This window comes from Pseudomonas sp. S07E 245 (assembly GCF_019599025.1).
In the GTDB taxonomy this organism is placed as follows: domain Bacteria; phylum Pseudomonadota; class Gammaproteobacteria; order Pseudomonadales; family Pseudomonadaceae; genus Aquipseudomonas; species Aquipseudomonas shirazensis.
Window position 1 is genome coordinate 5,161,137 of record NZ_CP080625.1, and the last position, 26,038, is coordinate 5,187,174.

26 protein-coding genes, 1 tRNA gene and 1 pseudogene are annotated in these 26,038 nt (G+C 62.0%); 10 read left to right on the plus strand and 18 right to left on the minus strand.

The genetic code is table 11. The features are described 5' to 3' along the window. Positions 1 to 9 precede the first annotated feature (9 nt). From K3F44_RS23730 to K3F44_RS23740, 3 genes are all read right to left on the minus strand, one after another. On the minus strand, positions 10 to 1,440 hold the full coding sequence (locus K3F44_RS23730) for an aldehyde dehydrogenase family protein (RefSeq protein WP_220633079.1): 1,431 nt from the start codon (positions 1,438 to 1,440) through the stop codon (positions 10 to 12). A 14-nt stretch (positions 1,441 to 1,454) separates the two neighbouring features. After that, complete coding sequence (locus tag K3F44_RS23735) at positions 1,455 to 2,957, minus strand: cytosine permease (RefSeq protein ID WP_220633080.1); 1,503 nt, start codon at positions 2,955 to 2,957, stop codon at positions 1,455 to 1,457. Positions 2,958 to 3,056: 99 nt separating this feature from the next. Next, a complete protein-coding gene (locus K3F44_RS23740; protein ID WP_188035343.1) occupies positions 3,057 to 3,446 on the minus strand; it encodes a nuclear transport factor 2 family protein in 390 nt (129 codons plus the stop codon). Between the two features lie 422 nt (positions 3,447 to 3,868). Here K3F44_RS23740 and K3F44_RS23745 point away from each other — a divergent pair, with 422 nt between their 5' ends. Further along, the gene (locus K3F44_RS23745; RefSeq protein WP_101316476.1) at positions 3,869 to 4,198 is read left to right on the plus strand and encodes a YceK/YidQ family lipoprotein; all 330 of its coding nucleotides are present in this window, start codon (positions 3,869 to 3,871) and stop codon (positions 4,196 to 4,198) included. 14 nt (positions 4,199 to 4,212) lie between these two features. Continuing rightward, positions 4,213 to 4,407 (plus strand): annotated as a pseudogene (locus K3F44_RS23750) (transposase); the annotation flags it as partial. Between the two features lie 34 nt (positions 4,408 to 4,441). On the opposite strand, the gene K3F44_RS23755 reads toward K3F44_RS23750, so the two are convergent. The 9 genes from K3F44_RS23755 to K3F44_RS23795 form a co-directional block, all read right to left on the minus strand. Beyond that, complete coding sequence (locus tag K3F44_RS23755) at positions 4,442 to 4,999, minus strand: histidine phosphatase family protein (RefSeq protein WP_220633081.1); 558 nt, start codon at positions 4,997 to 4,999, stop codon at positions 4,442 to 4,444. A gap of 82 nt (positions 5,000 to 5,081) precedes the next feature. Next, complete coding sequence (gene ychF / locus K3F44_RS23760) at positions 5,082 to 6,182, minus strand: redox-regulated ATPase YchF (RefSeq protein WP_101316480.1); 1,101 nt, start codon at positions 6,180 to 6,182, stop codon at positions 5,082 to 5,084. 22 nt (positions 6,183 to 6,204) lie between these two features. Beyond that, the gene (pth, locus tag K3F44_RS23765; protein WP_101316482.1) at positions 6,205 to 6,789 is read right to left on the minus strand and encodes an aminoacyl-tRNA hydrolase; all 585 of its coding nucleotides are present in this window, start codon (positions 6,787 to 6,789) and stop codon (positions 6,205 to 6,207) included. Positions 6,790 to 6,866: 77 nt separating this feature from the next. Further along, the gene (locus K3F44_RS23770) at positions 6,867 to 7,463 is read right to left on the minus strand and encodes a 50S ribosomal protein L25/general stress protein Ctc (RefSeq protein WP_150570046.1); all 597 of its coding nucleotides are present in this window, start codon (positions 7,461 to 7,463) and stop codon (positions 6,867 to 6,869) included. 123 nt (positions 7,464 to 7,586) lie between these two features. After that, entirely contained in the window at positions 7,587 to 8,528 is a 942-nt protein-coding gene (locus tag K3F44_RS23775) for a ribose-phosphate pyrophosphokinase (RefSeq protein WP_099773531.1), read from the minus strand. A 47-nt stretch (positions 8,529 to 8,575) separates the two neighbouring features. Beyond that, positions 8,576 to 8,650, minus strand: a tRNA-Gln gene (locus tag K3F44_RS23780). A gap of 34 nt (positions 8,651 to 8,684) precedes the next feature. After that, on the minus strand, positions 8,685 to 9,530 hold the full coding sequence (gene ispE / locus K3F44_RS23785; RefSeq protein WP_220633082.1) for a 4-(cytidine 5'-diphospho)-2-C-methyl-D-erythritol kinase: 846 nt from the start codon (positions 9,528 to 9,530) through the stop codon (positions 8,685 to 8,687). A gap of 3 nt (positions 9,531 to 9,533) precedes the next feature. After that, entirely contained in the window at positions 9,534 to 10,151 is a 618-nt protein-coding gene (lolB, locus tag K3F44_RS23790) for a lipoprotein insertase outer membrane protein LolB (RefSeq protein ID WP_150572749.1), read from the minus strand. A 3-nt stretch (positions 10,152 to 10,154) separates the two neighbouring features. Beyond that, positions 10,155 to 11,879 carry a tetratricopeptide repeat protein gene (locus tag K3F44_RS23795; protein ID WP_220633083.1) on the minus strand — a complete coding sequence of 575 codons (1,725 nt, stop codon included), beginning with the start codon at positions 11,877 to 11,879 and terminating at the stop codon, positions 10,155 to 10,157. 213 nt (positions 11,880 to 12,092) lie between these two features. Between K3F44_RS23795 and hemA the strand changes: the two genes are divergently transcribed. The 6 genes from hemA (at position 12,093) to K3F44_RS23825 (ending at position 17,447) form a co-directional block, all read left to right on the plus strand. Continuing rightward, the gene (gene hemA, locus K3F44_RS23800) at positions 12,093 to 13,370 is read left to right on the plus strand and encodes a glutamyl-tRNA reductase (protein ID WP_101316492.1); all 1,278 of its coding nucleotides are present in this window, start codon (positions 12,093 to 12,095) and stop codon (positions 13,368 to 13,370) included. Beyond that, positions 13,367 to 14,449 (plus strand): peptide chain release factor 1, encoded by a 1,083-nt coding sequence (prfA, locus tag K3F44_RS23805; RefSeq protein WP_101316494.1) that lies wholly within the window; start codon positions 13,367 to 13,369, stop codon positions 14,447 to 14,449. The genes hemA and prfA overlap by 4 nt, the downstream gene beginning before the upstream one ends. Next, on the plus strand, positions 14,449 to 15,279 hold the full coding sequence (gene prmC, locus K3F44_RS23810; protein ID WP_101316496.1) for a peptide chain release factor N(5)-glutamine methyltransferase: 831 nt from the start codon (positions 14,449 to 14,451) through the stop codon (positions 15,277 to 15,279). Before prfA ends, prmC begins: the two co-directional genes overlap by 1 nt. Then, entirely contained in the window at positions 15,273 to 16,028 is a 756-nt protein-coding gene (locus tag K3F44_RS23815; protein ID WP_101316498.1) for a molybdopterin-synthase adenylyltransferase MoeB, read from the plus strand. Before prmC ends, K3F44_RS23815 begins: the two co-directional genes overlap by 7 nt. After that, entirely contained in the window at positions 16,021 to 16,818 is a 798-nt protein-coding gene (gene murI / locus K3F44_RS23820) for a glutamate racemase (RefSeq protein WP_220633084.1), read from the plus strand. The genes K3F44_RS23815 and murI overlap by 8 nt, the downstream gene beginning before the upstream one ends. Before the next feature lie 110 nt (positions 16,819 to 16,928). Beyond that, complete coding sequence (locus tag K3F44_RS23825; RefSeq protein WP_220633085.1) at positions 16,929 to 17,447, plus strand: acyloxyacyl hydrolase; 519 nt, start codon at positions 16,929 to 16,931, stop codon at positions 17,445 to 17,447. 46 nt (positions 17,448 to 17,493) lie between these two features. On the opposite strand, the gene K3F44_RS23830 is transcribed toward K3F44_RS23825, so the two are convergent. From K3F44_RS23830 to K3F44_RS23850, 5 genes are all read right to left on the minus strand, one after another. Next, a complete protein-coding gene (locus K3F44_RS23830; protein ID WP_220633086.1) occupies positions 17,494 to 17,805 on the minus strand; it encodes a hypothetical protein in 312 nt (103 codons plus the stop codon). A 6-nt stretch (positions 17,806 to 17,811) separates the two neighbouring features. After that, entirely contained in the window at positions 17,812 to 19,239 is a 1,428-nt protein-coding gene (gene phrB, locus K3F44_RS23835) for a deoxyribodipyrimidine photo-lyase (protein WP_220633087.1), read from the minus strand. After that, entirely contained in the window at positions 19,230 to 20,129 is a 900-nt protein-coding gene (locus K3F44_RS23840; protein WP_220633088.1) for a MerR family transcriptional regulator, read from the minus strand. Before K3F44_RS23840 ends, phrB begins: the two co-directional genes overlap by 10 nt. After that, a complete protein-coding gene (locus K3F44_RS23845) occupies positions 20,119 to 21,078 on the minus strand; it encodes a DUF523 and DUF1722 domain-containing protein (protein WP_101316510.1) in 960 nt (319 codons plus the stop codon). The genes K3F44_RS23840 and K3F44_RS23845 overlap by 11 nt, the downstream gene beginning before the upstream one ends. A 108-nt stretch (positions 21,079 to 21,186) precedes the next feature. Further along, complete coding sequence (locus tag K3F44_RS23850) at positions 21,187 to 22,173, minus strand: NAD(P)/FAD-dependent oxidoreductase (protein ID WP_101316511.1); 987 nt, start codon at positions 22,171 to 22,173, stop codon at positions 21,187 to 21,189. A gap of 187 nt (positions 22,174 to 22,360) precedes the next feature. Here K3F44_RS23850 and K3F44_RS23855 point away from each other — a divergent pair, with 187 nt between their 5' ends. Next, positions 22,361 to 23,266: a TIGR01777 family oxidoreductase gene (locus K3F44_RS23855; RefSeq protein WP_220633089.1), complete on the plus strand. Its 906-nt coding sequence runs from the start codon at positions 22,361 to 22,363 to the stop codon at positions 23,264 to 23,266. A 13-nt stretch (positions 23,267 to 23,279) separates the two neighbouring features. After that, positions 23,280 to 24,293 carry a ferrochelatase gene (gene hemH / locus K3F44_RS23860; RefSeq protein WP_181108298.1) on the plus strand — a complete coding sequence of 338 codons (1,014 nt, stop codon included), beginning with the start codon at positions 23,280 to 23,282 and terminating at the stop codon, positions 24,291 to 24,293. 468 nt (positions 24,294 to 24,761) lie between these two features. On the opposite strand, the gene K3F44_RS23865 is transcribed toward hemH, so the two are convergent. Next, positions 24,762 to 26,036 (minus strand): uracil-xanthine permease family protein, encoded by a 1,275-nt coding sequence (locus K3F44_RS23865; RefSeq protein ID WP_103436044.1) that lies wholly within the window; start codon positions 26,034 to 26,036, stop codon positions 24,762 to 24,764. Positions 26,037 to 26,038 lie beyond the last annotated feature (2 nt).

The window sequence follows — 26,038 nt, forward strand, 5'->3', positions numbered from 1 at the left end:
GCGCGTCGGCTAGCCCAGGCAGCGGGTCACATGCTTGACTGCCTGATAGGCCGACAACCCCCATGGCCCCAGCTCGCGGCCAATGCCGCTGGCCTTCGTACCGCCCCAGGACGTTTCGACGAACACCGCTTGCACCGAGTTGATCCAGACATGGCCGACTTCAAGGCTGTCGGCGACCCGTTCGGCGCGCTGCAGGTCGCTGGAGCATACCGTGGCTACGAGGCCGAAGCGGCTGTCATTGGCTAGCTCGATTGCCTGCTGTTCGGTGCTGAAACGCCGCGCGCAGAGTACCGGGCCGAAGATCTCTTCCTGCCACAGGCGGCTGCTCGCGGGCACATCGACATACAGCGTCGGGCTGACAAACCAGCCGTCGCGGTCCAGCGCCTTGCCGCCGGCCAGGCAGCGCAGGCCTTCATCGCGCGCGCTGGCAAAGTAACCTGCCACTTTCAGCCACTGCGCCTGGCTGGTCAGCGGGCCCATGTCGACTTCTTCGCGTGACGGATTCCCCACCCGCAGTTGAGTCAAAGCACGCTGCAAGTTGCTGAGCAGCGCGTCGGCGATGCCTTCCTGCACCAGCAAACGCGAGGTCGCCGAGCACATCTGGCCGGCGTTCCAGGTGATGCCGGCGATGATCCAGTCAACTGCCTGCTGCACGTCGCAATCGTCGAACACAATGATTGCCGACTTGCCGCCCAGCTCCAGGGTCAGCGGCCGGCAGTGCGCCGCTGAGGCACGCATGACCTGGCTGCCAACGCCATTGCTGCCGGTGAATGACAGCTTGTCCAGGCCGGGGTGGCCGCTCAGTGCGGCACCAGTCTCGGCCTTGCCATTGACGATGTTCAGCACGCCTGCGGGCAGGCCGATCTGACTGGCGATTTCGCCGTAGGCCAGCTCCACCAGTGGCGTGACTTCGGAGGGCTTGAGCACCACCGTGCAGCCTGCCGCCAGGGCCGGGGCGAGCTTCCAGGCGCTGGTCACCAGCGGGAAGTTCCACGGCACGATCAAGCCAACCACACCGATCGGTTCCAGCCGCGTACGCGAGGTGAAGCCTGGCACTGCCAAGGGTACTTCGCGGTTGCTCGCCGGCGATTGCTCGGCCAGCGCTGCGTAATAGGTGAAAGTCGCAACGGCGTCATCGAGGTCGACTTCAGCCTCGTGGCGGGGCTTGCCGTTGTTGCGCATCTGCAGGGCGACCAACGCTTCACGACGCGCCGTCAGCTGCTCGGCGAAGCCGTGCAATAGCCGGGCGCGTTCACTTGCCGGGGTGGTTTTCCAGGCAGGCAGCGCCTGTCGCGCGGCGGTAACCGCCAGGTCAACCTGGGCCGTGCTGGCGGCCATCAGCTCGGCGAACGGCACGCCCAGCGCGGGGTCGTGGACGGTGATGCAGTCAGTGCCTTGGCCTTCGACCCAGCAGCCATCGATATAGTGAGAGATGTTCATGGGGGGGATTCCAGTCAGGCCAGTTTGGCGGCAGAGGTTACTGGTTGGGGCGTAGTGCTTTTGCAGCGCACCCAGCGCGGACCATTCGGCCCGTACACGCCAGCAGGTTCAGGGAACAGCCTGAGCAAGCCCAGGTAGAGCAGGGCGGCCACGCCCAGGGTTACCGGCAGGCTGACGTCGATGCCGCCGGCCAGTTCACCCAGCGGGCCGACAAATTGCCCCGGCAGATTGACGAAGCACAGGCCCAGCGCCGCGCTGGGCAGCCAGGCGCCCATGCCGCGCCAGTTCCAGCCATGCAGAAACCAGTAGTGGCCGCCGCGCTGGCCGCGGGTGAACACTTGCAGGTCGTCGGCATGGTAGAAGCCACGGCGGGTGATCAGGCCAAGAATCATGATCACCATCCATGGGCTGGTGCAGGTGATGATCAGCACGGCGAAGGTCGACACGCTCTGCACCAGGTTGAAGGTAAAGCGGCCAAGGAAGATAAAGCCGATTGCTGCCACGCCAATCAGCAGCGTGGCCGCCGCGCGGCTGAGCAGCCGCGGGAACACGCTGGACATGTCCAGCCCGGTGCCATACAGCGCGGTGGTACCGGTCGACATGCCACCGATTACCGCAATCAGGCACACCGGCAAGAAGAACCAGCTCGGCGAAATCGCCAGCAGGCCGCCGACATAGTTGTTGGCAGCGATGTAGTCAGGCGCCTGGCTGGCGACCAGTGTGGCCGTGCACAGGCCGAACAGAAACGGGATCAAGGTGGCGGCCTGGGCGCCAATAACGGCCAGCATGATCCGCGCTTTTGGCGTTTCGCGCGGGATGTAGCGTGACCAGTCGCCGAGAAACGCACCGAACGACACCGGGTTGCTCATGGCCAGGATCGCCGCACCGACAAACGCCGCCCAGAAGCCCGCCTGGCCGACATTGACGCTACCCGCGTAGCCCGCGTCGAAGGGCCCGGCGAAGGCGAAGATGCCCAGCAGAAACAGCAGGCTCGAGGCCCACACGGCGATCTTGTTGACCCACAGCATGAAGCGAAAACCGTAGATGCACACCACCAGCACCAGCACCGCGAACAGGCCATAGGCCAGACCCAGAGTCAGGTCGGTTTCCGGCAGCCCGATCAGCCTTTTGGCGCCGCCGACCAAGGCATCGCCGGAGCTCCACACCGACAGGGAAAAGAACGCGACGGCGGTCAGCAATGACAGAAATGAGCCGACAATGCGCCCGTGTACGCCAAAGTGCGCACCGGACGATACAGCGTTGTTGGTGCCATTGAGTGCTCCGAACAGGCCCATGGGCGCAAGGATCACGGCACCGATGCCAACGCCCAGCAGAATCGCCCAGACGCCGGCCTGGAATGAAAGGCCGAACAGCACCGGGAAGCTGCCGAGCACGGCAGTGGCAAAGGTATTGGCGCCGCCGAAGATCAGGCGGAACAGGTCTAGCGGGGTGGCATGGCGTTGCTCGTCGGGGATTTGCTCGACGCCATTGCTCTCGATACCGGTCGAGTGGCTCATGTTGATGCTCCAGCGCGGTTGTTGTTGGTCGGCGCAAGGCGCGGACGCTTTTGTGGGTGCGTTGGCAGAAGCGGCAGGGCCGCAAGGTGTGCTGCTGGGTCAGGCTGGCGAAACGACCGAGAGATGCTCATGGCACGCCAGCCAGCGGCAGTCGTGACGGCGGAACAGGATGGTCTCGCGCTCGGCCAGTTGTTGTTCTTCACCGTTCAGGCTGATGCGCGTGTCGACATCGTGGATGAAGATTGCCAGGTCGCCCTGAAGGGTGATGCTGGCGTTGCTCGATTGGCAATCGAGCACTTTGAAGCCATCCGCCTGCCACTGCTGCCAGAGGGTTTGGTATTGCTGACGCGAGAACAGAGGCTGGGGGAGGGTGTGGAAGACGAAACTGGCGTCTTCGCTGAAGCAGGCGAAGTAGCGCTGGGTGTCGTTGCTGGCAAAGGCGGCTACCAGCTCGGCGGCGGCCTGGCTTACCTGGAGGGTCTGGTCCACTGCGGTGGCCTCACGGTTATTGTGATTATGGTGGGCGGATTTTGCGCAGGGTTTGCGGGGCGAAGAATCTGCTGTGAGAAATAATTAGTTCAGGGATTTGTGAACTGATGCGGTGGGCTGATCGCCGTCTGGTCAGCCGGCTGATGATCAGCCTTTATGCGTGCTGCTCCAGATGACCGAGAAATGGGGGCCAAAATTGTACCGATCTGCTGCTGTCAGGGTTCAATCCGCTGAATTGATAATGCGCCTGCACGATTTAGGAATTGTCTTATTCGAGAGTGGCCTGCAACTAACTAAAGTAGTGGTCCGTGTTGTGGAAGTCTCCAGGAAATGCCCGTCCTTCGACAGTGTCTTGTTCAAACTGGAGGTAGTGTGCGGAGTCAACCGCTTCGCAGTTAACGACGTTTAAGTGAGAGTGAGTGATGCTAAGGAAACTTACATTATATGTGTTGTTGGGTGCGGTACTGTCCGGGTGCGGCACCATCAATACGGTATTTAGTTCGGATGCCGACACGATAAACTCGCTGAGAAAAGCAAAGACCCGGTGCGAGACTGTTCCGCGTGTTTATAGTGGGCTGTCGTATGACTTGTGTGTGATGCATGGCCCACCGCAGGTGACTGAGCGGGACCCTGCCGCGCCGGCCATGATTCCCCTCCAGATCATCGACTTGATCCCATCCGGGGTTATCGACACCCTGTTGCTGCCCTATACAATTTATCTGCAAAGCTCGCAGGGTAGCCTCGACTTATGAGGGGCGCGTGCCGGGCTGAGTGGCCCCGTGGGATGACAGTCAGAGAGATCCGGGCTTTTCTTTCCGAGCAGTACGGAACAGAGGTCTCGCCCGACTTCATCAGCTCCGTGACCGATGAGGTCATGGAAGAAATTGGCGCATGGCACCAGCGGCCACTGGAGCCGATGTATCCGGTGATTTTCTTAGATGCTTTGCGGGTCAAAATTCGGATAAGCCCCCACTACAACCGTAGGCAAAAACCACTCAGCAGCGGCGATACACCACAGCACTCCAATACCCGCTATTACCGGACGCCTGTGGCACCCAGCCTGCTGCCCGCAACCGCTTGCCAATCAACCGATTCATGATCCCGTGCCCAACCAACAACACCGGCCCACCCTCAGCCATCGACTGCAACCGCCGAGCCCCGTCATCCGCCCGCGCCCCGGCTGCCTTGGCCGACTCAACCCCCGCCGAATAGCCGCACAACCACAGCACCCGCAGCACAGCCGCCCAGGTAAACGGCGAAAGCTTCGCCAACCGCCCACGGCCACCCGGCAACTGCGCCTCGCAGAACACCGCATCAACCACAGCAGGCTCGACCCCAAGCGCCTGCGCCGAGCTCAGCGCACGCGGCGCGCTGCTGCAGGCAATTACCTGCGCACCAGCCGCCAACTGCACGCTGGCAGCAGGTGCAGGGTCTTGGGTGATGACTGAGCGATCATAGTCTTCGATCCAACCCCGCATGTCACCGAGGGCAACTCGACTGGTCACAGCCAGTTGCGGCTCGCCATGACGCATAAGAATAATCTGCTGTTCCATGCTGCTCTGCTTCCTTGTTGAATACGCCACAAAAAAAATCCGACGCCAAGGCATCGGATTTTTCACATCAACCTGAAACCAATCAGACGTTGAAGCGGAAGTGCATCACATCGCCGTCTTTGACGATGTAATCCTTACCTTCCAGGCGCCACTTGCCTGCTTCCTTGGCGCCGCTCTCACCTTTGAACTGAATGAAGTCGTCATAGGCGACTACTTCAGCACGGATGAAGCCTTTCTCGAAGTCGGTGTGGATCACGCCAGCCGCCTGCGGTGCGGTGGCACCGATGCGCACAGTCCAGGCGCGTACTTCCTGCACACCGGCGGTGAAGTAGGTCTGCAGGTTGAGCAGCTCGTAACCGGCGCGAATCACCCGGTTCAGGCCAGGCTCTTCCAGGCCCAGGGCTTCGAGGAACATGTCCTTCTCTTCGCCGTCATCGAGCTCGGCAATCTCGGCCTCGATCTTGTTGCATACCGGCACCACCACCGCGCCTTCTTCTTCAGCAATCGCGCGCACTACATCCAGGTGCGGATTGTTGTCGAAGCCGTCTTCAGCAACGTTGGCGATGTACATCACCGGCTTGCTGGTCAGCAGATGGAAGCCACGGATCACGGCCTTCTCGTCGTCACCCATGGTCTTCATCAGGCTGCGCGCTGGTTTGCCTTCAGTGAAGTGCGGAATCAGCTTCTCGAGGATGGCCTTCTGCGCTAGGGCCTCCTTGTCACCGCCCTTGGCATTGCGGGTGACTTTCTGCAGTTGCTTCTCGCAGCTGTCGAGGTCGGCGAAGATCAGCTCGAGGTCGATGATCTCGATGTCACGCTTGGGGTCGACGCTGTTGGAGACGTGAATCACGTTCTCGTCTTCGAAGCAGCGCACCACGTGGGCGATGGCGTCGGTCTCGCGGATGTTGGCGAGGAACTTGTTACCCAGGCCTTCACCTTTGGAGGCACCAGCAACCAGGCCGGCGATGTCGACGAACTCCATGGTGGTCGGCAGGATGCGGTTCGGCTTGACGATTTCAGCCAGAGCCGCGAGGCGCGCATCCGGCATCGGCACGATACCGCTGTTCGGCTCGATGGTGCAGAAGGGGAAGTTCTCAGCCGCGATGCCGGACTTGGTCAGCGCGTTGAACAGGGTGGACTTGCCGACGTTGGGCAGGCCGACGATGCCGCAATTGAAACCCATGGAAATTCCCCTCTTGGTGAGATCAGGCCTTCTGGCAGTGCAGCTCGCGCATGGCCTTGGCGAAGTCGCCGGCGAGCACGTCCGGCAGCACGCCGAGGGCAAAGTCGATGCTGGCGTCGAGCTTGTCCTGTTCGGCGCGCGGTGCGCGGCCAAGGACGAAGTTGGAGACCAGCTTGGCGTCACCTGGGTGGCCGATGCCAAGCCGCAGGCGATGGAAGTCGTTCTGGTTGCCGAGTTGCGCGATGATGTCGCGCAGCCCGTTGTGCCCACCGTGGCCGCCACCTCGTTTGAGTTTGGCGACGCCCGGAGGCAGGTCGAGTTCGTCGTGAGCCACCAGAATGGCCTCCGGTTTGATCCGGAAGAAATTGGCCAAGGCCGCCACGGACTGGCCGCTGCGGTTCATGTAGGTGGTGGGGATCAACAGACGAACGTCGTTGCCCTGATGGCTGAATTTTGCCGTCAGGCCGAAATATTTGCGGTCAGCAGTGAGTGAAACCCGCTGGGCGCTGGCAATGCGTTCAACGAAAAGAGCCCCTGCGTTATGCCGGGTCTGTTCGTATTCGGGGCCGGGGTTACCCAGGCCGACGATCAACTGGATGGCGGTCACGTAGGGGCTCTTCCTTGGAGTTGGTGGGTCACAGTGCTGGGCACTGTAACCCGGTCAACACCGGCGCGCCGAGTAGATTACTCAGCAGCGCCTTCTTCAGCGTCAGCAACAACGCGCGGAGCGTGAACGTTGGCAACAGCTTTGTCATCACCGTGGGCCAGAGCTACGAACTCTACGCCTTTAGGAGCTTTCAGGTCCGACAGGTGGATGATGGTGCCGATTTCAGCGTTAGCCAGGTCAACTTCGATGAACTCTGGCAGGTCTTTGGCTTCGCAGGAAACTTCGATCTGAGCTTCAACGTGCGAGATCTCGCCGCCTTTCTTGATCGGTGCTTCTTCGTTGATGAAGTGCACTGGAACCTGAGCGGTCAGTTTCTGGCCAGCGACAACACGGATGAAGTCGGCGTGCATGATGAACTGCTTGACCGGGTGACGCTGCAGAGCCTTGACGATGACGTTCTGCTTGGCGCCGTCAACGTTCAGCTCGATCACGTGGCTGAAGGCAGCTTCGTTTTCGAACAGCTTGGCGATTTCCTTCAGAACGAAGGTCACGGACTCAGCTTCTTTGTTGCCACCGTAGATGACGGCAGGGATGCTCTGCGTGTGACGCAGGCGGCGGCTCGCACCTTTCCCCAGGTCAGTACGCTTGATTGCGTTCAGGGTAAAATCAGTCATTTTGTTTCTCCAAAATAGCCAGCACCCGCAGGCGTTTGCGACCAGCGCCAAACGGGGTGGGCAAAAAAGCCCCGCCCCGACATAAGGGTCGGGGCGGGGCGCTTTTCGTCAACGGGGTTCCGCTTAGCGGAACATCGCGCTGATCGATTCTTCGTTGCTGATGCGGCGAACCGCTTCAGCGACAACCGGTGCAATATCCAACTGGCGGATACGGTCACAGGCTTGAGCAGCGGCCGACAGCGGGATGGTGTTGGTCACCACCAGCTCGTCGAGTACCGACTTCTCGATGTTCTCGATCGCTCGGCCCGACAGAACCGGGTGCGTGCAATAGGCGTAAACCTTGGCAGCGCCGTGTTCTTTCAGAGCCTTGGCCGCGTGGCACAGTGTGCCGGCGGTGTCGACCATGTCGTCTACCAGGATGCAAGTGCGCCCTTCGACGTCGCCGATGATGTGCATCACTTCGGAGTGATTAGCCTTTTCACGGCGTTTGTCGATGATACCCAGATCGACACCCAGCGACTTGGCAACAGCCCGTGCACGCACGACGCCACCGATGTCTGGGGAGACGATCATCAGGTTCTCGAAACGCTGGTCTTCGATATCGTCGACCAATACGGGCGAACCGTAGATGTTGTCGACCGGGATATCGAAGAAACCCTGGATCTGGTCAGCGTGCAGGTCGACAGTGAGAACACGGTCGATACCCACGACAGTGAGCATGTCAGCGACAACTTTGGCGCTGATGGCTACACGTGCCGAACGCGGACGGCGGTCCTGGCGGGCGTATCCGAAGTAAGGAATCACGGCGGTGATTCGGGAGGCTGAGGAGCGGCGGAAGGCGTCGGCCATCACTACCAGTTCCATCAGATTATCGTTGGTCGGAGCGCAAGTCGGCTGAATGATGAAGACGTCTTTACCGCGGACGTTTTCATTGATCTCAGTGCTGATCTCACCGTCGGAGAACTTACCGACAGAAACATCACCAAGTGGGATATGCAGCTGACGTACGACACGTCGAGCCAGATCGGGGTTAGCGTTCCCCGTAAAGACCATCATCTTGGACACGCGCAGTACCTGAAGGCTGAGGGTATACCTGGATGAGTATAGGAAAATGGCAGGGGCGGCTGGATTCGAACCAACGCATGGCAGGATCAAAACCTGCTGCCTTACCGCTTGGCGACGCCCCTGTATCTGTTGCTGCGAGTACTGTGTACTCGACTTCTAGAGCAGACTCTGTAGCTTGCGATGCAACATCGAAACGTTGCTTCCTTTTGCCACAAACCCTGTTTGAGTCTCTGAAAGAAGGGCCAGAACTTTATCAGCTTCGGCTTTGCTTGGGAAGGCCCCAAACACGCAACTTCCAGTACCGGTTAATCGAGCTTCAGTATATTTACCAAGAAGATTCAACGCATTGCGAACTTCCGGGTAACTTTGCTCTACCACCGGTTGGCAGTCATTTCGACTGTTTCCCTCGGGAACGGGGCGCATCTTAAGGGGGAGGGAATCACGTGTCAACTGCGGATGTGAAAAAATTTCCGCTGTGCTGACAGACACTTGCGGCACCAGCACGACATACCACGGCTCGACCGGATCGACCGGGGTGAGCTGCTCGCCAACACCTTGGGCGAAGGCCGCATGGCCGCGCACGAACACCGGTACATCGGCGCCCAGGCTCAGTCCCAGCGCAGCCAGGCGATCAAGGTCCCAGCCCAGTTGCCACAGATGGTTGAGGCCGAGCAAGGTGGTCGCGGCGTCGGAGCTGCCGCCGCCAATGCCGCCGCCCATGGGCAGAAGCTTCTCCAGCCAGATATCCACACCTTGAGTGCAGCCTGACTGCTGCTGCAATTGGCGCGCAGCGCGCACGATCAGGTTGCTGTCGTGGTCGACTCCGGGGACGTCCGTCTGCAGGCGCACCTGATCGTCGTCGCGCAGGGCAAAGCGCAACTGGTCAGCGTGGTCAAGAAACTGAAACACGGTTTCCAGCTCATGGTAACCGTCATCGCGGCGGCCAATGATATGCAGCCACAGGTTCAGCTTGGCCGGTGCCGGCAGGCTCAGCGTGGTCATCGATCAATGCCCCAGTTGCCGCGGTTGCCAGTCTTTGACCACCAGGGTGACGTCGATGTCCTTGCCATGCAGCTTGATTCGCTCTGGCAGCCAGTAGCCATTCTGCTCGGTGTAGCTCAGGTACTGCACCTGCCAGCCATCCTGATTCAGACTGGCCAGGCGGCTGTCCTGGTCGAGGATCAGTTGGCTCTTGCTGTCGGGGGCGGGCAGGCCGCGCACCCACCAGACCAGATGCGACACCGGCAATTCCCAGCCAAGCTGTTCGGCGAGCAGAGCCTCTGGGCTCGGCGCTTCATAGCGGCCCTGGTTGGCTACCTCCAGCACCACGCCCCCGGGACGACCGGTCAGACGCGCGGCACCGCGGCCGAGCGGGCCAGCCAGGCGGATGTCGTAGTAATCCTGGCGCTGCAGCCAGAACAAGGTGCCGCTACCGGAGTCCTTGGGCGCGCGGATGCCGACCTTGCCGTTGATCTGCCAGCCGTCGAGGCTGCTCAGCTGTTGTTTGTGTTGACGCCACAGTTGTGGGTCGCCCTGGCCCTGCACGGCTTCACGACTACCAAAGCTGCTGCAGCCAGCGAGCACGGCGATCAGGGTAAAGGTAAGGCAATGACGCAAAAACATGGCTTAGAGAGTCTCTGATCCGGTCAGGCGCAAGACGGTCTTGCGCAGGACACTACTGTCGGGTTGGGTTTCGAAGGCTTTGGCCCAGACCTGGCGCGCTTCGCGGCGCTTGCCATTGGCCCAGAGCACTTCGCCCAGGTGGGCTGCCACTTCGTGATCGGGGAAGCGCACCAACGCCTGGCGCAGGTAGCGCTCGGCTTCATCCAGATTGCCCAGGCGATAGTTCACCCAGCCAAGGCTGTCGAGCACGGCAGGGTCGTCCGGGGTCAGTTGGTGGGCTTTTTCGATCAGGGCTTTGGCTTCGGCATAGCGCGTGGTGCGGTCGGCCAGGGTGTAGCCGAGGGCATTCAGGGCCATGGCGTTTTCCGGCTCGCGGGTGATGATGGCGCGCAGGTCCTTTTCCATCTGGCCGAGGTCGTCACGCTTTTCGGCGAGCATGGCGCGGGTATAAAGCAGGTTGATGTCGTCCGGGTAGCGCTTGATAGCTTGCTGCAGGACCTGGTCGGCCTGCGCCGGCTTGTCGTTGTTGCCGTAGCTTTCGGCCTCGATCAGGTACAGCTGGATGGCGTAGTCGGGCTGTGCTTCGCGGGCTTCGGCGAGCAGGCGCGAGGCCTCGCGGCCGCGGCCGTTGGCGATGAGGATGTCGGCCTGGCGCAGTTGCGCCGGCAAGTAGTCAGCGCCTGGGCCCACCATTGCGTATTCGCGCAGTGCCGCTTGCGGGTCGTTGCGCTGCTCGCGGATCCGGCCCAGGTTGAGGTGCGCGGCATCGACGTTGCTGTCGCGTTCGACCAGCTCTTGCAGATAGCCTTCGGCCTCGTCCCAGTCCTTGTTTTCCAGGCATACCAGCGCCAGGGAATAGCGCAGTTCGTCATCCTCCGGGTACTGCTGGAGCATGCTTTCGAACTCGGCCTTGGCGTCGCCGATGCGGTCCTGTTCGACCAAGGTGCGCGCATAGGTCAGGCGCAGGCGCTTGTCTTCCGGGTTGTCGCGGATTGCTCGGCGCAGCAGTGGCAATGCTTCAGGGCCGCGGTCGAGGGCTTGCAGCAGGCGTGCACGGAGCAGGATCGGAGCGATTTCGCCATTTTGCGGTGGGTGCTGCTCCAGCAGAGCCAGCGCTTGCTCCGGTTTGTCGTCCTGATTGAGCAGCAGCGCCTTGCCGAAGATCAGCTGGCCGTTCTCGGGGTACTTCACCAGCAGGCGCTCGAAGCTCTGCATCAAGCCATCCCGGGTGCTTTGATCGGTTTCGGCTGCAGACAGCGCGAGGAAGTCGAAATGGGTATCGCCCTGACCTTGCAGGACCTTTTCCATGAATACCATCGACTCGTCGTAGCGCCCGCCACGCGCCAGCTGGATCGCGGCGGCGCGTTGGGCGTCGAGGTTGTCCGGGTCGTTGCGGGCCCAGATCAGCGCGGTATCCAGCGCCGGTTCGTCGGCACCAAGGTACTCGGCAATGCGGAAGGCCCGCTCGGAGACGCCTGGGTCCTGGGTTTTCTCGGCCTGGTCCACGTAGTTGGCCAGGGCGATATCGAAACGGTTGCGCTGGCCGGCCAACTCGGCGACGAGCAGGCTGTAGAGGGTTTCCGGCTTGAACGATCCGTACACCACGGGCTTTTCCTGCGCAGCCTTGGCGGCCTCTGCAGCAGGCGGCTCGGCGGCGTTCTGCGGGGCCAGGCTTTGGCAGCCCTGCAGCAGGGCGAAGGTGAGCAGCAGTGCGTGGGATCTATTCATAGATAAGGTATAAAAGTGCTATCCGGCGGTCGCAGCATGATGACACAAGCGCAGTGGCAAACCCACCTGCGAAGCCATACCGCGTGATTAAGAATCAGGCGCGTGTAGTGGCCATCATGGCCACGATCTATTACGACAATAGTGAACGGTGGTTGTTCTGGAACCTGCGAAGTAGGACAATTATCGGCTTCACGTCACAACCAGCGACCTTGCATGGCCTTTCTTGCACTTGGTATCAACCATAAGACTGCCTCGGTAGACGTACGCGAGCGCGTGGCGTTTACGCCCGAGCAGCTGGTCGACGCCCTGCAGCAGCTCTGCCGACTGACCGCCAGCCGCGAGGCAGCGATCCTGTCGACCTGCAACCGCAGCGAGCTTTACATAGAGCAGGACCAGTTGACCGCCGACGCGGTGCTGCAATGGCTGGCCGACTACCACCAGCTCAGCGTAGATGAACTGCGCGCAAGCGCCTACGTGCATGAGGAACATGACGCCGTGCGGCACATGATGCGGGTCGCCTCCGGGCTGGACTCGCTGGTGCTGGGCGAGCCGCAGATCCTCGGCCAGATGAAGTCGGCCTACGCCGTGGCGCGTGAGGCCGGCACCATCGGGCCGCTGTTGGGGCGCCTGTTCCAGGCCACCTTCAGCGCCGCCAAACAGGTACGGACCGACACCGCGATCGGCGAAAACCCGGTGTCGGTGGCGTTTGCCGCGGTCAGCCTGGCCAAGCAGATCTTCAGTGACCTGGGCCGTAGCCAGGCGCTGCTGATCGGGGCTGGCGAAACCATCACCCTGGTTGCCCGCCATCTGCATGAGCAGGGCGTGCGCCGTATCGTCGTGGCCAACCGTACCCTGGAGCGGGCAAGCATGCTTGCCGAGCAGTTCGGCGCCCATGCCGTACTGCTGGCGGACATCCCTCAGGAGCTGGCACACAGCGATATCGTCATCAGTTCCACTGCCAGTCAGTTGCCGATTCTGGGCAAGGGCGCGGTCGAAAGCGCGCTGAAGCAACGCCGGCACAAGCCGATCTTCATGGTCGACATTGCCGTGCCGCGGGATATCGAAGCGCAGGTCGGCGAGCTGGATGACGTCTACCTGTATACCGTTGATGACCTGCACGATGTCGTCGCCGAAAACCTCAAGAGTCGCCAGGGCGCGGCGCAAGCTGCCGAAGAGCTGGTTGCGGCCGGCGCCGGCGACTTCATGGTTCGCCTGCGCGAGCTGGCTGCGGTCGACGTGCTCAAGGCCTACCGCCAGCAAAGTGAACGGCTACGCGATGAAGAGCTGCAGAAGGCCCAGCGGCTGCTGGCCAACGGCGGCAACCCGGAGGACGTGCTGGCCCAGCTGGCCCGAGGGCTGACCAACAAATTGCTGCACGCACCCAGCGTGCAGCTGAAAAAGCTCTCGGCCGAGGGCCGCGTCGATGCGCTGGCCATGGCCCAGGAACTCTTTGCCCTCAACGAGGGCTCCACGGACAAACCCCCGCAATGAAAGCGTCGCTGCTGAATAAACTGGATATCCTCCAGGACCGCTTCGAGGAACTGACTGCTCTGCTCGGTGACGGCGAGGTCATTGCCGACCAGACGCGCTTCCGGGCCTATTCCAGGGAATACGCCGAAGTCGAGCCGGTGATGAGCGCCTACCAGGAATGGCGCAAGGTCCAGGCTGACCTCGAGGGTGCGCAGGCGCTGCTCAAGGACAGCGACCCGGACATGCGCGAGATGGCCGTCGAGGAAGTCCGCGAAGCCAAGGAGCAGTTGGTCGAGCTGGAGTCGCAGCTGCAGCGCATGCTGCTGCCCAAGGACCCCAACGACGGTCGCAACGTGTTCCTGGAAATCCGTGCTGGCACCGGCGGCGACGAGGCGGCGATTTTCTCCGGCGACCTGTTCCGCATGTACTCGCGGTATGCCGAGAAGCGCGGCTGGCGCCTGGAGATTCTGTCCGAGAACGTCGGCGAGCACGGCGGCTATAAAGAGATCATCGCCCGCATCGAAGGCGACAACGTCTACGCCAAGCTCAAGTTCGAGTCCGGCGCGCACCGTGTGCAGCGGGTGCCGGAGACCGAATCGCAAGGGCGTATCCATACCTCCGCCTGCACCGTGGCAGTGCTGCCCGAGCCCGACGAGCAGGTGGCGATCGAGATCAATCCGGCTGACCTGCGCGTTGACACCTACCGGGCCTCCGGTGCTGGCGGTCAGCACATCAACAAGACCGACTCGGCGATCCGCATCACCCACTTGCCGACCGGCATCGTGGTCGAGTGCCAGGAAGAGCGTTCCCAGCACAAGAACCGCGCCCGCGCCATGTCCTGGCTGTCGGCCAAGCTCAACGACATCCAGACCAGCGCTGCGCAGAACGCCATTGCCAGCGAGCGCAAGCTGTTGGTCGGCTCGGGTGACCGCTCCGAGCGCATTCGCACCTATAACTATCCACAGGGACGGGTGACCGATCACCGCGTCAACCTGACCCTGTACTCCCTGGATGACATCCTCGCCGGCGGCGTCGATGCCGTGATCGAACCGTTGCTGGCCGAATACCAGGCCGATCAATTGGCTGCCCTGGGGGACTGATGACCATTATTGCCAGCCTGCTGCGCAACGCACAGTTGCCAGATTCGCCGACCGAACGGCTCGATGCCGAGTTGCTGCTGGCGGCTGCCCTGGGCAAGTCGCGCAGCTTTCTCCACACCTGGCCTGAGCGCATCGTCAGCAGTGAGGCCGCGCAGGTGTTTGCCGACTACCTCGCGCGCCGCCGTGACGGCGAGCCGGTGGCTTATATTCTCGGTCAGCAGGGGTTCTGGAAGCTCGACCTCGAGGTTGCGCCAGACACCCTGATCCCGCGGCCCGATACCGAGCTGTTGGTTGAAACCGCCCTCGAGCTGCAAGCCGGCGGCCCGGCGCGGTTGCTCGATCTGGGCACTGGCACCGGCGCGATCGCCTTGGCCCTGGCCAGCGAACGCCCGGTTTGGCAGGTGGTCGCCGTAGACCGGATCGACGCCGCCGTGGCGCTGGCCGAGCGTAATCGTCAGCGCTTGCAGTTGAGCAACGTCGAGGTGCGCAAGAGCCACTGGTTTGATGCCCTGGCTGGCGAGCGCTTCGCGATGATTCTGAGCAACCCGCCGTATATCCGTGCTGCCGACCCGCATCTGGTCGCTGGCGATGTGCGCTTCGAGCCGAGCAGTGCCCTGGTGGCAGGTGACGATGGCCTGGATGATCTGCGCGTGATCATCGCTCAGGCGCCTGAGCACCTCGTCGAAGGCGGCTGGTTGTTGCTTGAGCACGGCTACGATCAGGCTGATGCTGTGCGTGAACTGCTCAGCCAACAGGGCTTCACCGAGGTCGCCAGCCGGCGTGACCTGGGCGGCCACGAACGCATCTCGCTGGGGCGCCTGCCATGCTGAGTGATCAGGAACTGCTGCGCTACAGCCGGCAGGTCCTGCTGGCTCAAGTGGATATCGACGGCCAGTTGCGGCTCAAGCAGAGCAAGGCGCTGGTGGTCGGCGTCGGCGGCCTCGGCTCGCCGGTGGCGTTGTACCTGGCAGCGGCGGGGGTTGGTGAGCTGCATCTGGCCGACTTCGACACGGTCGACCTGACCAACCTGCAGCGGCAGATCATCCATGACACCGACAGTGTCGGCATGGGCAAGGTCGACTCGGCGATCAGGCGGCTGCAGGCGATCAACCCGGAGATCAAGCTGGTTGCGCACCGCTTGGCGCTGGACGAGGATTCCCTGGCAGCGGCTGTGTCAGCGGTCGATGTGGTGCTGGATTGCTCGGATAACTTCACCACCCGCGAGGCGGTCAATGCCGCGTGCGTAGCTGCGGCCAGGCCTCTGGTCAGCGGCGCGGCGATTCGCCTCGAAGGCCAGCTGTCGGTGTTCGACACCCGGCGCGATACCAGCCCTTGCTACCACTGCCTGTATGGCCACGGCAGCGAGGCCGAACTGACCTGCAGCGAAGCCGGCGTGATCGGCCCGCTGGTAGGCCTGGTCGGTAGCCTGCAAGCACTTGAAGCACTCAAGCTGCTGGCCGAATTCGGCGAGCCGCTGGTCGGTCGCCTGCTGCTGATCGATGCGCTGACTACGCGCATGCGCGAACTGCGGGTCAAGCGTGACCCGGCCTGCGCCGTGTGCGCTCAGCGCCATGGCTGAGCGCTCGGCGCCGGTCGGCGTGATGGACTCGGGGGTCGGCGGTTTGTCGGTGCTCGCCGAGATCCAGCGCCGACTGCCCAACGAATCACTGCTCTACGTGGCCGACAGTGGCCACGTGCCCTACGGCGAAAAATCCCCTGACTACATCCGCCAGCGCTTGCGCCATATCGCTGAGTTTTTTCAGCAGCAAGGTGCCAAGGCGATGGTGCTGGCCTGTAATACCGCGACCGTGGCCGCCGTAGCCGATCTGCGCGAGCAGTACCCGCAGTGGCCGTTGGTGGGGATGGAACCTGCGGTCAAACCGGCGGCGGCGGCGACTCGTTCAGGCGTAGTGGGAGTGCTGGCCACCACCGGTACTCTGCAAAGTGCCAAATTTGCCGCCTTGCTCGACCGCTTCGCCAGCGACGTCCGCGTCATCACCCAGCCCTGCCCGGGGTTGGTCGAGCGGATCGAGGCGGGTGACCTGATCAGCGCCGAGTTGCGCCAGTTGCTCGCAGGCTATGTTCAACCGCTGCTGCAGGCGGGTTGTGACACGCTGATTCTGGGCTGTACGCATTATCCCTTCTTGCGCCCGCTACTGGCCGAACTGGTTCCGGCAGATGTAGCGATCATCGATACCGGCGCTGCGGTGGCCCGGCAACTTCAGCGTTTGCTCGGCGAACGCGACCTATTGGCAGAGGGGCCGGCGCAGCAGACCGCCTTCTGGACCAGCAGTGATCCGGACAATTTAAGAAAAATCCTACCTTTGTTGTGGAAGAAGTCCGACAGTGTGCGAAGCTTCCCACTGTAAAAAAAATGTGAAAAGCCACCTAGAAAGCTGAACTATCGTACAAGCTTTGATTTCTACTAGGTGCCGATGAGGCATAACACTTAAAACAGCAAATGAAAGGGATGTTTCTCATGAAGAAACTGCTTGGTTTGGCGGCGGCTGCCGCCTTCGCAATGGGGCAAATGACAACGGCGCAGGCGGCGGACGTGTCGCTCTCGGTAGGGCAGACCGGCGACTCCACCATGGTCTACCGCCTGGGCCTGCAATCGAACTGGGATGCCAGCTGGTGGCAAACCAGTGTTGGTCGGGTAACCGGCTACTGGGATGGCGCCTATACCTTCTGGGACGGCGACACCACTGCCAGCAACCACAGCCTGTCGTTCGCGCCGGTATTCGTCTATGAATTCGCCGGTGACAGCGTCAAGCCGTACATCGAAGCAGGCATCGGTGTCGCTGCGTTTTCGCGCACCAAGCTGGAAAGCAATGACCTGGGCTCGTCGTTCCAGTTCGAAGACCGCATCGGCTTCGGCCTGCGCTTTGCTGGCGGCCACGAGATCGGCGTGCGCGCGATCCACTACTCCAATGCTGGGATCAAGCAGCCCAATGATGGTGTAGAGAGCTACTCGCTGCATTACCGTATGGCGCTGTAAGCGCGCCGTCAGGTAGCCGGGGCCGCCAGGCGGCCCCGGAACCGCTCTAGCGCGGTAACGGCCACAGGCTGCTCAGGCTCCACACTTCCAACACCAGTTCCGACTCCCGTTCAGCCAGGCTGCTGACCAGCACTTGCGCTGCGGTTTCGGCTGTCCATTGTTCGGGGATGGCATGCGCGGCTGTGACCGGCGCCTGCAGTGATTGTGGTGCGACCACGGTCAAATCGATGCTATCCGCCTGCAGAAGCTCGGGCGCGAGGTAATCAAAGGTTCCGGCATTGATGATCAGAGCATCCAGCGCGCCCCAGACCGCTTGCACCTGTGCAGCGGCCTCGGTGGCCTGGTGTGTGTCACACACTGCCCTCTAATCCTGCCGAGCGGGTAAGCCCTTGAAGGCCTCCAATGCGCGCTGGCGACTGCTTGCGAGATCCACAATTGGACTCTGATAAGAGGTTGTAGCAAAAAGATCAGCAGATTTCATGGGCAAATGAATGGATTTATCGTCGCGGGCCTTCAATTGGGGGAGCCACTGACGAATAAAGCGCCCTTTGGGATCAAAACGTTGCGACTGCGTCACCGGATTGAAGATGCGGAAGTACGGTACCGAGTCGGTGCCGGTCGATGAGCTCCACTGCCAGCCACCATTGTTGGCGGCCAGGTCGCCGTCGATCAGATGACGCATGAAGTGCCGCTCTCCGTGGCGCCAGTCGATCAGCAGGTTCTTGCTCAGAAACATCGCGACGATCATGCGCAGGCGGTTATGCATCCAGCCAGTTGCCAGCAGTTGCTGCATCGCTGCGTCGATGATGGGGAAGCCGGTGCGGCCTTGTTCCCAGGCCTTCAAATCTTCCGGTGCAGTGCGCCAGGGCAGGGCAGCGGTGTGTGCGCGGAATGGTTGGTGGCGGGAGACCTGTGGATAACCGACCAGGATGTGTTTGTAGAATTCACGCCAGAGCAGTTCGTTGATCCAGGTCTGCACGCCGGCACTGCCGCTGTCGAACTCGCCGCGATTGGCCGACAACGCCGCATGCAGGCACTGCCGAGGGGAAATTACCCCCGCTGCCAGGTATGCGGACAACTGGCTGGTGCCGGGTTCAGCCGGTAAATCGCGCAGTTGCAGGTAATCATCGATGCTGTGTTCGGCAAACTCGGCGAGGCGCCGCTGTGCTTCTTTTTCACCGGCGGGCCACAATTCCCGCAACGCCTGAGTGGGCTCGGCAAATCCGTCGAAGCCAGCTGGGATCGGGTCGCTGGCGATCTTCGTCGCAGCTTGTTTCGCAACTCTGCTGGCCATGGCAGGCATGCCATGCTGCAGACGCTCGAGGCAGGCACGCTTGAACTGGCCGAACACCTGAAAATACTGGCCGGCCTTGGTCAGCACGGTGCCGGGGTTGAGCAGCAACTGATCAAGGTAACGATGCACGCTGATGTCGCTGCTGCGCAGCAGGGCCTCTGCGCACTCATCGCGGAGTTGCTCGTTGACGCCATATTCGTCATTCCAGTGCACTGCTTCCACCGCGTGCTCTCGGCAGATATCGAGCAGCACTTGCGGCACCTGAGCCCAGTCGTCTGTATGGCGAATCAGCAGCGGGATGTTCAGTTGCTGCAGTGATTGGCTTAACTCGCGCAGGTTGCGCAACCAGAAGTCGACCTTGCACGGGGCATCGTCATGGCTCAACCATTGCGCGGGGCTGGCTATCCACACGGCCACGGTGGGGCCGCGTTCACAGGCAGCGCTGAGGGCGCTGTTGTCATCGATGCGCAGGTCGCTGCGCAGCCACATCAATTGCATGAAGGAGTCGTCTCTGGCGGGGTGAGCGCAAGTCGCTGAAGCAGGCGCAAGGCGGCCTGCGGTGTGTCGAACAGGGACAGGCCGGGTTGCTGCATGGCTTCCAGTTGGGTCTGGTGCAGGGCAATTGTTTCGCCACCCAGTAGTTTTGCCGCGTCGATGCCATGCAGTGCGCGCTCGAGGGAGGCATAGTCAACGCGCGGGCCGAGCAGCAGTACCAGTACCTGCGCTTGCAGCTCGCTCACGGCGCGTTGCAGCTGCGCGCCGGCGACCGCGAACTCGAGCACCTCGACGGCGCGGCCACTGCTGGTAAACAGCCAGGCGCACAGCCACAGATGCGCGTCAAAGCCGCGATCGCTGTCGACCACCAACAGCACCGGCGGCCCTGCAAGCTGCTGATTGTCGTGATACACCCGTGCGCCGAACTTGCTGCGCAGCCAGGTGTGAAAAAACGCCTGCTCGAGGCGGGCGTTGAAATGCGTTTGCCAGCGCCGGGCGAGGCTGTGCAGCAACGGCAGCAGCAGCTGTTCACAGAGCGTGACGGCCGGGTACAGCGCCATGGCCTGATTGAGCTGCTGGTCGAGGGTGCGCTGGGACAAGTTACCCACCGCTTCGATCAACGCCTGCTCGCGCAACTGCCAGTCCCCTTGTGGGGCAACGCTTGGGGCGTGTTCAAGCAGCTCACGGACCTGGCCGACCGAAGCACCACGCTCGAGCCAGCGCAGGATCGCCTGCACCTGCTCGACTTGGTCGGAGCCGTACAGACGATGCCCCTTGGCCGTGCGTTGCGGCTTGAGCAAACCATAGCGGCGCTCCCAGGCGCGCAAGGTGACCGGGTTTACCCCAGTGCGGCGAGCAAGCTCGCCGATGGGCATCAAATCTTCAGACTGCATTGCGTAAACCTAGGCTTTCGGGGTGGGGCTGCAGATAGGCCTGCTGGCTGAGGTAGGGGTCTGGATGCACCCGCAGGTGGTGTTTGAGCAGGGTCATCGGTACTACCAATGGCACGATCCCTTGCTGATATTGGCCGATCACCTGCTGCAGCTCGGCGCGGTCACCCTGGTCCAGCGCATCGCGCAGATAACCGCTCAGGTGCAGCAGCACGTTGCAATGGGTGCCACGGTTTGCCGGGCGGCGCAGTGCCTGCATCAGGAGGCTGAAGTACTGCGCGCCGACCTGCTGCGGGTCGGCATCCTTGCGCATGCTGCCCAACATCCGGCCAAGCTCGCGATAGGCTTTGGGGTTGTTGGCCATCAGCAGGTATTTGTACCGCGAATGGAAACTCACCAACGCACCCCGGCTCAGCCCCGCAGCCAGTTGCTGCTGCCAGTCGGCGTAGGCATACACGCGGCTGATGAAATTCTCCCGCAGTACCGGATCATGCAGGCGGCCCTCCTCTTCGACCGGCAGATCGGGGCGGCGCGCACAGAAAGCGTCGGCGTAGGCACCGCGGCCACCTTTGAGCGCAGGGTGGCCGTTGTCCTGATAGACCTTAACCCGCTCCAGGCCGCATGAGGGCGACTTCTGCATGAAGATATAACCGCAGACATCGCCGATTTCATCAGCCATCTGCTCGCCGTAGGCGCGCAGTGGGGCAGAGTAGTTGGCGCCGGGGTTGCGCGTTGCAACCACTTCGGGCTGCTGCGGATCACCTACCAGGCGGATAGGATCGCGCGGAATACCCAGGCCGATGGCGACCTCAGGGCACAACGGTACCCAGTCGAAGTGCGCTTCGAAAGCACTCAAGCAGAGTTCGGAAGCCTTGTGCCCGCCGTTGTAGCGCACGTTCTCGCCGAGCAGGCAGGCACTGATGCCAATGCGGGGTTTCGCCGACGCGTTCATCGCTGCCTCCAGAAAACTTGTACAAGGTTGCTCCTTGTGTACAAGTCTATTCCAGCACAGCCACGCACTTATGCAAACAGTTTTTTCTGTACAGATTTACAGCCAGGTCTATTCCAGATGCTCGAGCAAGCGTCTTGCCGCTTCCTGGCCACTCAACCAAGCGCCTTCGACCCGGCCAGACAAGCACCAGTCGCCACAGGCGTACAAGCCCAGGTCAGCATCCGCGAGCGCCCCCCATTCATGGCCAGCGGCGGGGCGGGCATACAACCAGCGGTGGGCCAGGGCAAAGGTTGGGGCCGGCACCGCGCAGCCAATCAGCTCGGCAAATTCGCCGCTCAACTGCTCGATCACCAGCTCTTTGCTCAGGTCGATGTGCTGCTTGCTCCAGTCTGACGTGGCATGCAGCACCCAGGTGTCGAGCTGCTCGTCGCGCCCTGGTTTGCTGCGGTTGCGCGCCAGCCAGTCGAGTGGGTTGTCCTGCACGAAGCAACCTTGCATGGGTGTTTGCAGTGGCGTCTCGAAGGCCAGGGCGATGGCCCAGGTGGGTTCCATCTGCACGCCGGCGGCGACCGCTGCCAATTTTGGGGTTGCTGCCAGCAGTGGCGTGGCTTGCGGTGCGGGCACGGCAATCACGACCCGGCTGAAGGGGCCGTGGCTGCAGCCTTCGGTATCCTGCAGGTGCCAGTACTGCTTGCCGCGAAACACCTCGGCGATGCGGCAGCCGAAATTGACTGTGACGTCCTTGAGCAGGCCGCGAGTGATGGCGCTCATGCGCGGCACGCCGACCCAGCGCACTTGCTCATCTGGGGAAGGGCTGAGGACGCCATCGCGATAGTTGTACAGCTGCGGCTTCCATTGCGCGGCATGGCCAGCGGCTTCCCACTGTTGCACCTGCTCGACGAAGCGCCGGTCGCGGGCAGTGAAGTACTGTGCGCCCAGGTCGAGCGCACCGGCATCGCTGCGCTTGCTGGCCATCCGCCCACCACTGCCGTGGCCTTTGTCGAACAAGTGCACAGTCTGCCCGGCGGCCTGCAGGGCCTGGGCTGCGGAAAGGCCGGCAATGCCGGCACCAATGATGGCAATAGGTACTGTCATGATGGCCTCTTCTAACCTTGCTCGAAGCAGATTACGCGGTCTTGCAAACCTGTACAATGCGTAAAGTTTGTATAAGGTTATTCCGCTCTATAGGCCAGCTTGGCCTATGTTTATCCGAGAGCGTGCGGTCAAGAAAGTGCCTTGTTGTTAAAAATAGACCACCCCGACGATCTGCGAGGACACAGCCATGCATATATTGCTGACAGGCGGTACCGGTTTGCTCGGCAGGCATCTTTGCCATCTGTGGACTGGCCAGGGCCATCGGTTGACGGTCTGGAGCCGGCGCCCGGAACAGGTGCCGATGCTTTGTGGCAGCGGCGTACGCGGTATCGCCCAGCTGGATGATCTGGATGCCGATGACCCAATCGACGCAGTGATCAATCTGGCCGGCGCACCGATTGCCGACCGGCACTGGACCGCAGCGCGGCGCAACCTGCTTTGGGCCAGCCGCATTACTTTGACCGAGCAGTTGCTGGCGTGGCTGCAAAAGCGCGAGCAGCGCCCTGAAGTGCTGGTGTCAGGCTCAGCAGTGGGCTGGTATGGCGATGGCGGTGAGCGCGAGCTGACCGAGGCTGCGCAACCGGTCAAGGAGGACTTCGCCAGCCAGCTGTGCATCGCCTGGGAAGAGACCGCGCAGCGTGCTCAAGCGCTTGGCATACGCGTGGTGCTGGTGCGGACCGGGTTGGTGCTGGCCAGCGATGGCGGCTTTTTGTCGCGCCTGCGCCTGCCGTTCAAACTCGGCCTGGGCGGGCCGCTGGGCAGTGGTCGGCAGTGGATGCCGTGGATCCATATAGATGATCAGATCGCTCTGATAGATTTTCTCATGCGCCACAACGACGCCAGCGGTCCTTATAATGCCTGCGCGCCAGAGCCTGTGCGCAACCGTACCTTTGCCAAATGCCTGGGCAAGGCGCTGCATCGACCTGCGTTGTTGCCCGTGCCGGCGTTGGTGTTGAAGGCCGGGCTGGGCGAGCTGTCGACTTTGCTTCTCGGTGGCCAGCGCGCGCGCCCGACGCGCTTGCTGGCGGCTGGCTTCACCTTCCGTTTCAACGATCTGCAATCGGCGCTGGACAACCTGTCCGGGCGCCTCTGACATAGGACGCTGCATGACCGATCATGCCCTGCTGCTGGTCAACCTGGGTTCGCCAGCCTCCACTTCGGTAGCCGACGTGCGCCGCTACCTCAACCAGTTTCTGATGGACCCGTACGTGATCGACCTGCCGTGGCCGGTGCGGCGCTTGCTGGTGTCGCTGATCCTGATCAAGCGCCCTGAGCAGTCGGCTCATGCCTACGCATCGATCTGGTGGGATGAGGGCTCGCCGCTGGTGGTGCTGACCCGTCGTCTGCAAGCCGCCATGCATGCGCATTGGCCGCACGGCCCGGTGGAAGTGGCCATGCGCTATGGCCAGCCGGCGCTGCCGGAGGTGCTCAAGCGCCTGGCTGCGCAGGGCGTACGCAAGGTGACGCTGGCGCCGCTCTATCCGCAGTTCGCTGACAGCACGGTAACCACCGTGATCGAACTGGCGACGCAGACCATAGCGCAGCACCAGTTGCCGCTGGAGATGCGGGTGTTGCAGCCGTTCTATGATCAGCCGAGCTATATCGATGCGTTGGTGGCCAGTGCGCGGCCGTATCTGCAGGATGACTATGACCATCTGTTGTTGAGCTTCCATGGGCTGCCTGAGCGGCATCTGAAGAAGCTTGATCCGACCGGCAACCATTGCTTCCAGAGTGCCGATTGCTGCCAGCAGGCGTGTGCCAATGTGCGGGCCGTGTGCTATCGCTCGCAGTGCCTGGCCAGTGCGGCGGCGTTTGCCAAGGCGATGGGCATTGCGGATGGCAAGTGGTCGGCGTCGTTCCAGTCGCGGTTGGGGCGGGCCAAGTGGATCGAGCCTTATACCGAGACGCGGCTTGATGAGTTGGCCAAGGCTGGGGTGAAGCGGTTGCTGGTGATGTGCCCGGCGTTTGTTGCTGACTGTATCGAGACGCTCGAGGAGATCGGGGATCGGGGGCGGGAGCAGTTTATCGAGGCTGGGGGGGAGGAGTTGGTGCTTGTGCCTTGCTTGAATGATCATCCGCAGTGGGCTCGGACGTTGGCTGGGCTTTGTGAGGGGGCTTGAGGTTTGGGGCCGGTTTCTAATGGTGATAGTGCCGGACCCTTTCGTACTATCCATTTGATTTATTGGCTGTTCGGGCCCCTTTCGCCCTTACGGCGAGTCACTTTTTTGGCAAACGCCCCAAAAAAGTAACCAAAAAAAGGCTTGGCTCCACATCCGGCCCCTTCGCTGCGCTGCGGGGTTCCCTCGCTCCGGCCTTGCTCTCGGGAGGACCGCGCTGTACGGGCCTCCTGGCCCGCAGCGCTTGCCGGCCATCCATGGCCGTCACCTCCCTTCGCAAGACCTGCGCTCGGCCTCCTGAGTCGCCGGTGGATCAAGATCAAGATCAAGATCAAGGGCACGCCTCGCTGCGCTGGCGCAGATCAAGGGCCACAGTCAAAAGCTTGCGACATGCTGCGGTCCCGGCAACCTCAAGTCAGGTAAAAAAAATACCGGATAAGCCCCAACAAAGCTGGGTCACCCAATCACCTCTCAAGGCAACTGATCATCAAGCTTGTTGTTTTTCCACCCATCATTCCCAGGCAGCAACAGATTCAACACAATCGCCACAATGGCACACAGCGCAATCCCCTTCAGGCCCCAGTCATCCGGCCCATCTCCGCTGCCAATCAGTACCCCGCCAATCCCGAACACCAACGTCACCGAAACGATCACCAGGTTACGCGCCTCGCTCAGGTCGATCTTGTGGCGGATCATGGTATTCATCCCCACCGCCGCAATCGAGCCAAACAGCAGACACAGAATCCCACCCATGACCGGCACCGGAATGCTCTGCAGCAGCGCACCAAACTTGCCGACAAACGCCAGGGTGATGGCAAACACCGCCGCCCAGGTCATGATCTTCGGGTTGTAGTTCTTGGTCAGCATCACCGCACCGGTCACTTCCGCGTAGGTCGTGTTGGGCGGCCCGCCGAACAGGCCGGCAGCAGTAGTGGCCAGGCCATCGCCCAGCAACGTGCGGTGCAAGCCGGGCTTTTTCAGGTAGTCGCGACCAGTCACGCTACCGACAGCAATCACTCCACCGATATGCTCGATTGCCGGCGCCAGGGCCACCGGAACGATGAACAGAATCGCCTGCCAGTTGAACGCTGGCGCGGTGAAATGCGGGATCGCCAGCCAAGGCGCCGCAGCGATCTTGGCTGTGTCGACCACGCCAAAGGCAAAGGCCATGGCAAAACCGACCAGGACCCCGGCAATGATCGGCACCAGGCGGAAGATGCCTTTGCCGAACACGGCCACGATCAGGGTGGTAAGCAGGGCCGGCATGGAAATCAGCATCGCGGTCTGGTACGGAATCAGCACGGCGCCATCGCCGCCCTTGCCCATGGCCATGTTGGCGGCAATCGGCGCCATCGCCAGGCCGATTGAAATGATTACCGGGCCGATCACCACCGGCGGCAGCATGCGGTCGATGAAACCGGTGCCCTTGATCTTCACCATCATGCCCATGAAGGTGTAGACGAAGCCTGCCGCCATCACTCCGCCCATGGTCTCGGCCAGGCCGAACTGACCCTTGGCGAGGATGATTGGGGTGATGAAGGCAAAGCTCGAGGCGAGAAACACCGGTACCTGACGGCCCGTCACCAGCTGGAACAGCAAGGTGCCGATGCCGGCGGTGAACAGCGCCACGTTAGGGTCGAGGCCGGTGATCAGCGGCATCAGCACCAGCGCGCCAAATGCCACGAAGAGCATCTGCGCGCCCGAGACGACCTGGCGCCAGAGCGGGTCGTTGAAGCCGTCCTGCATGA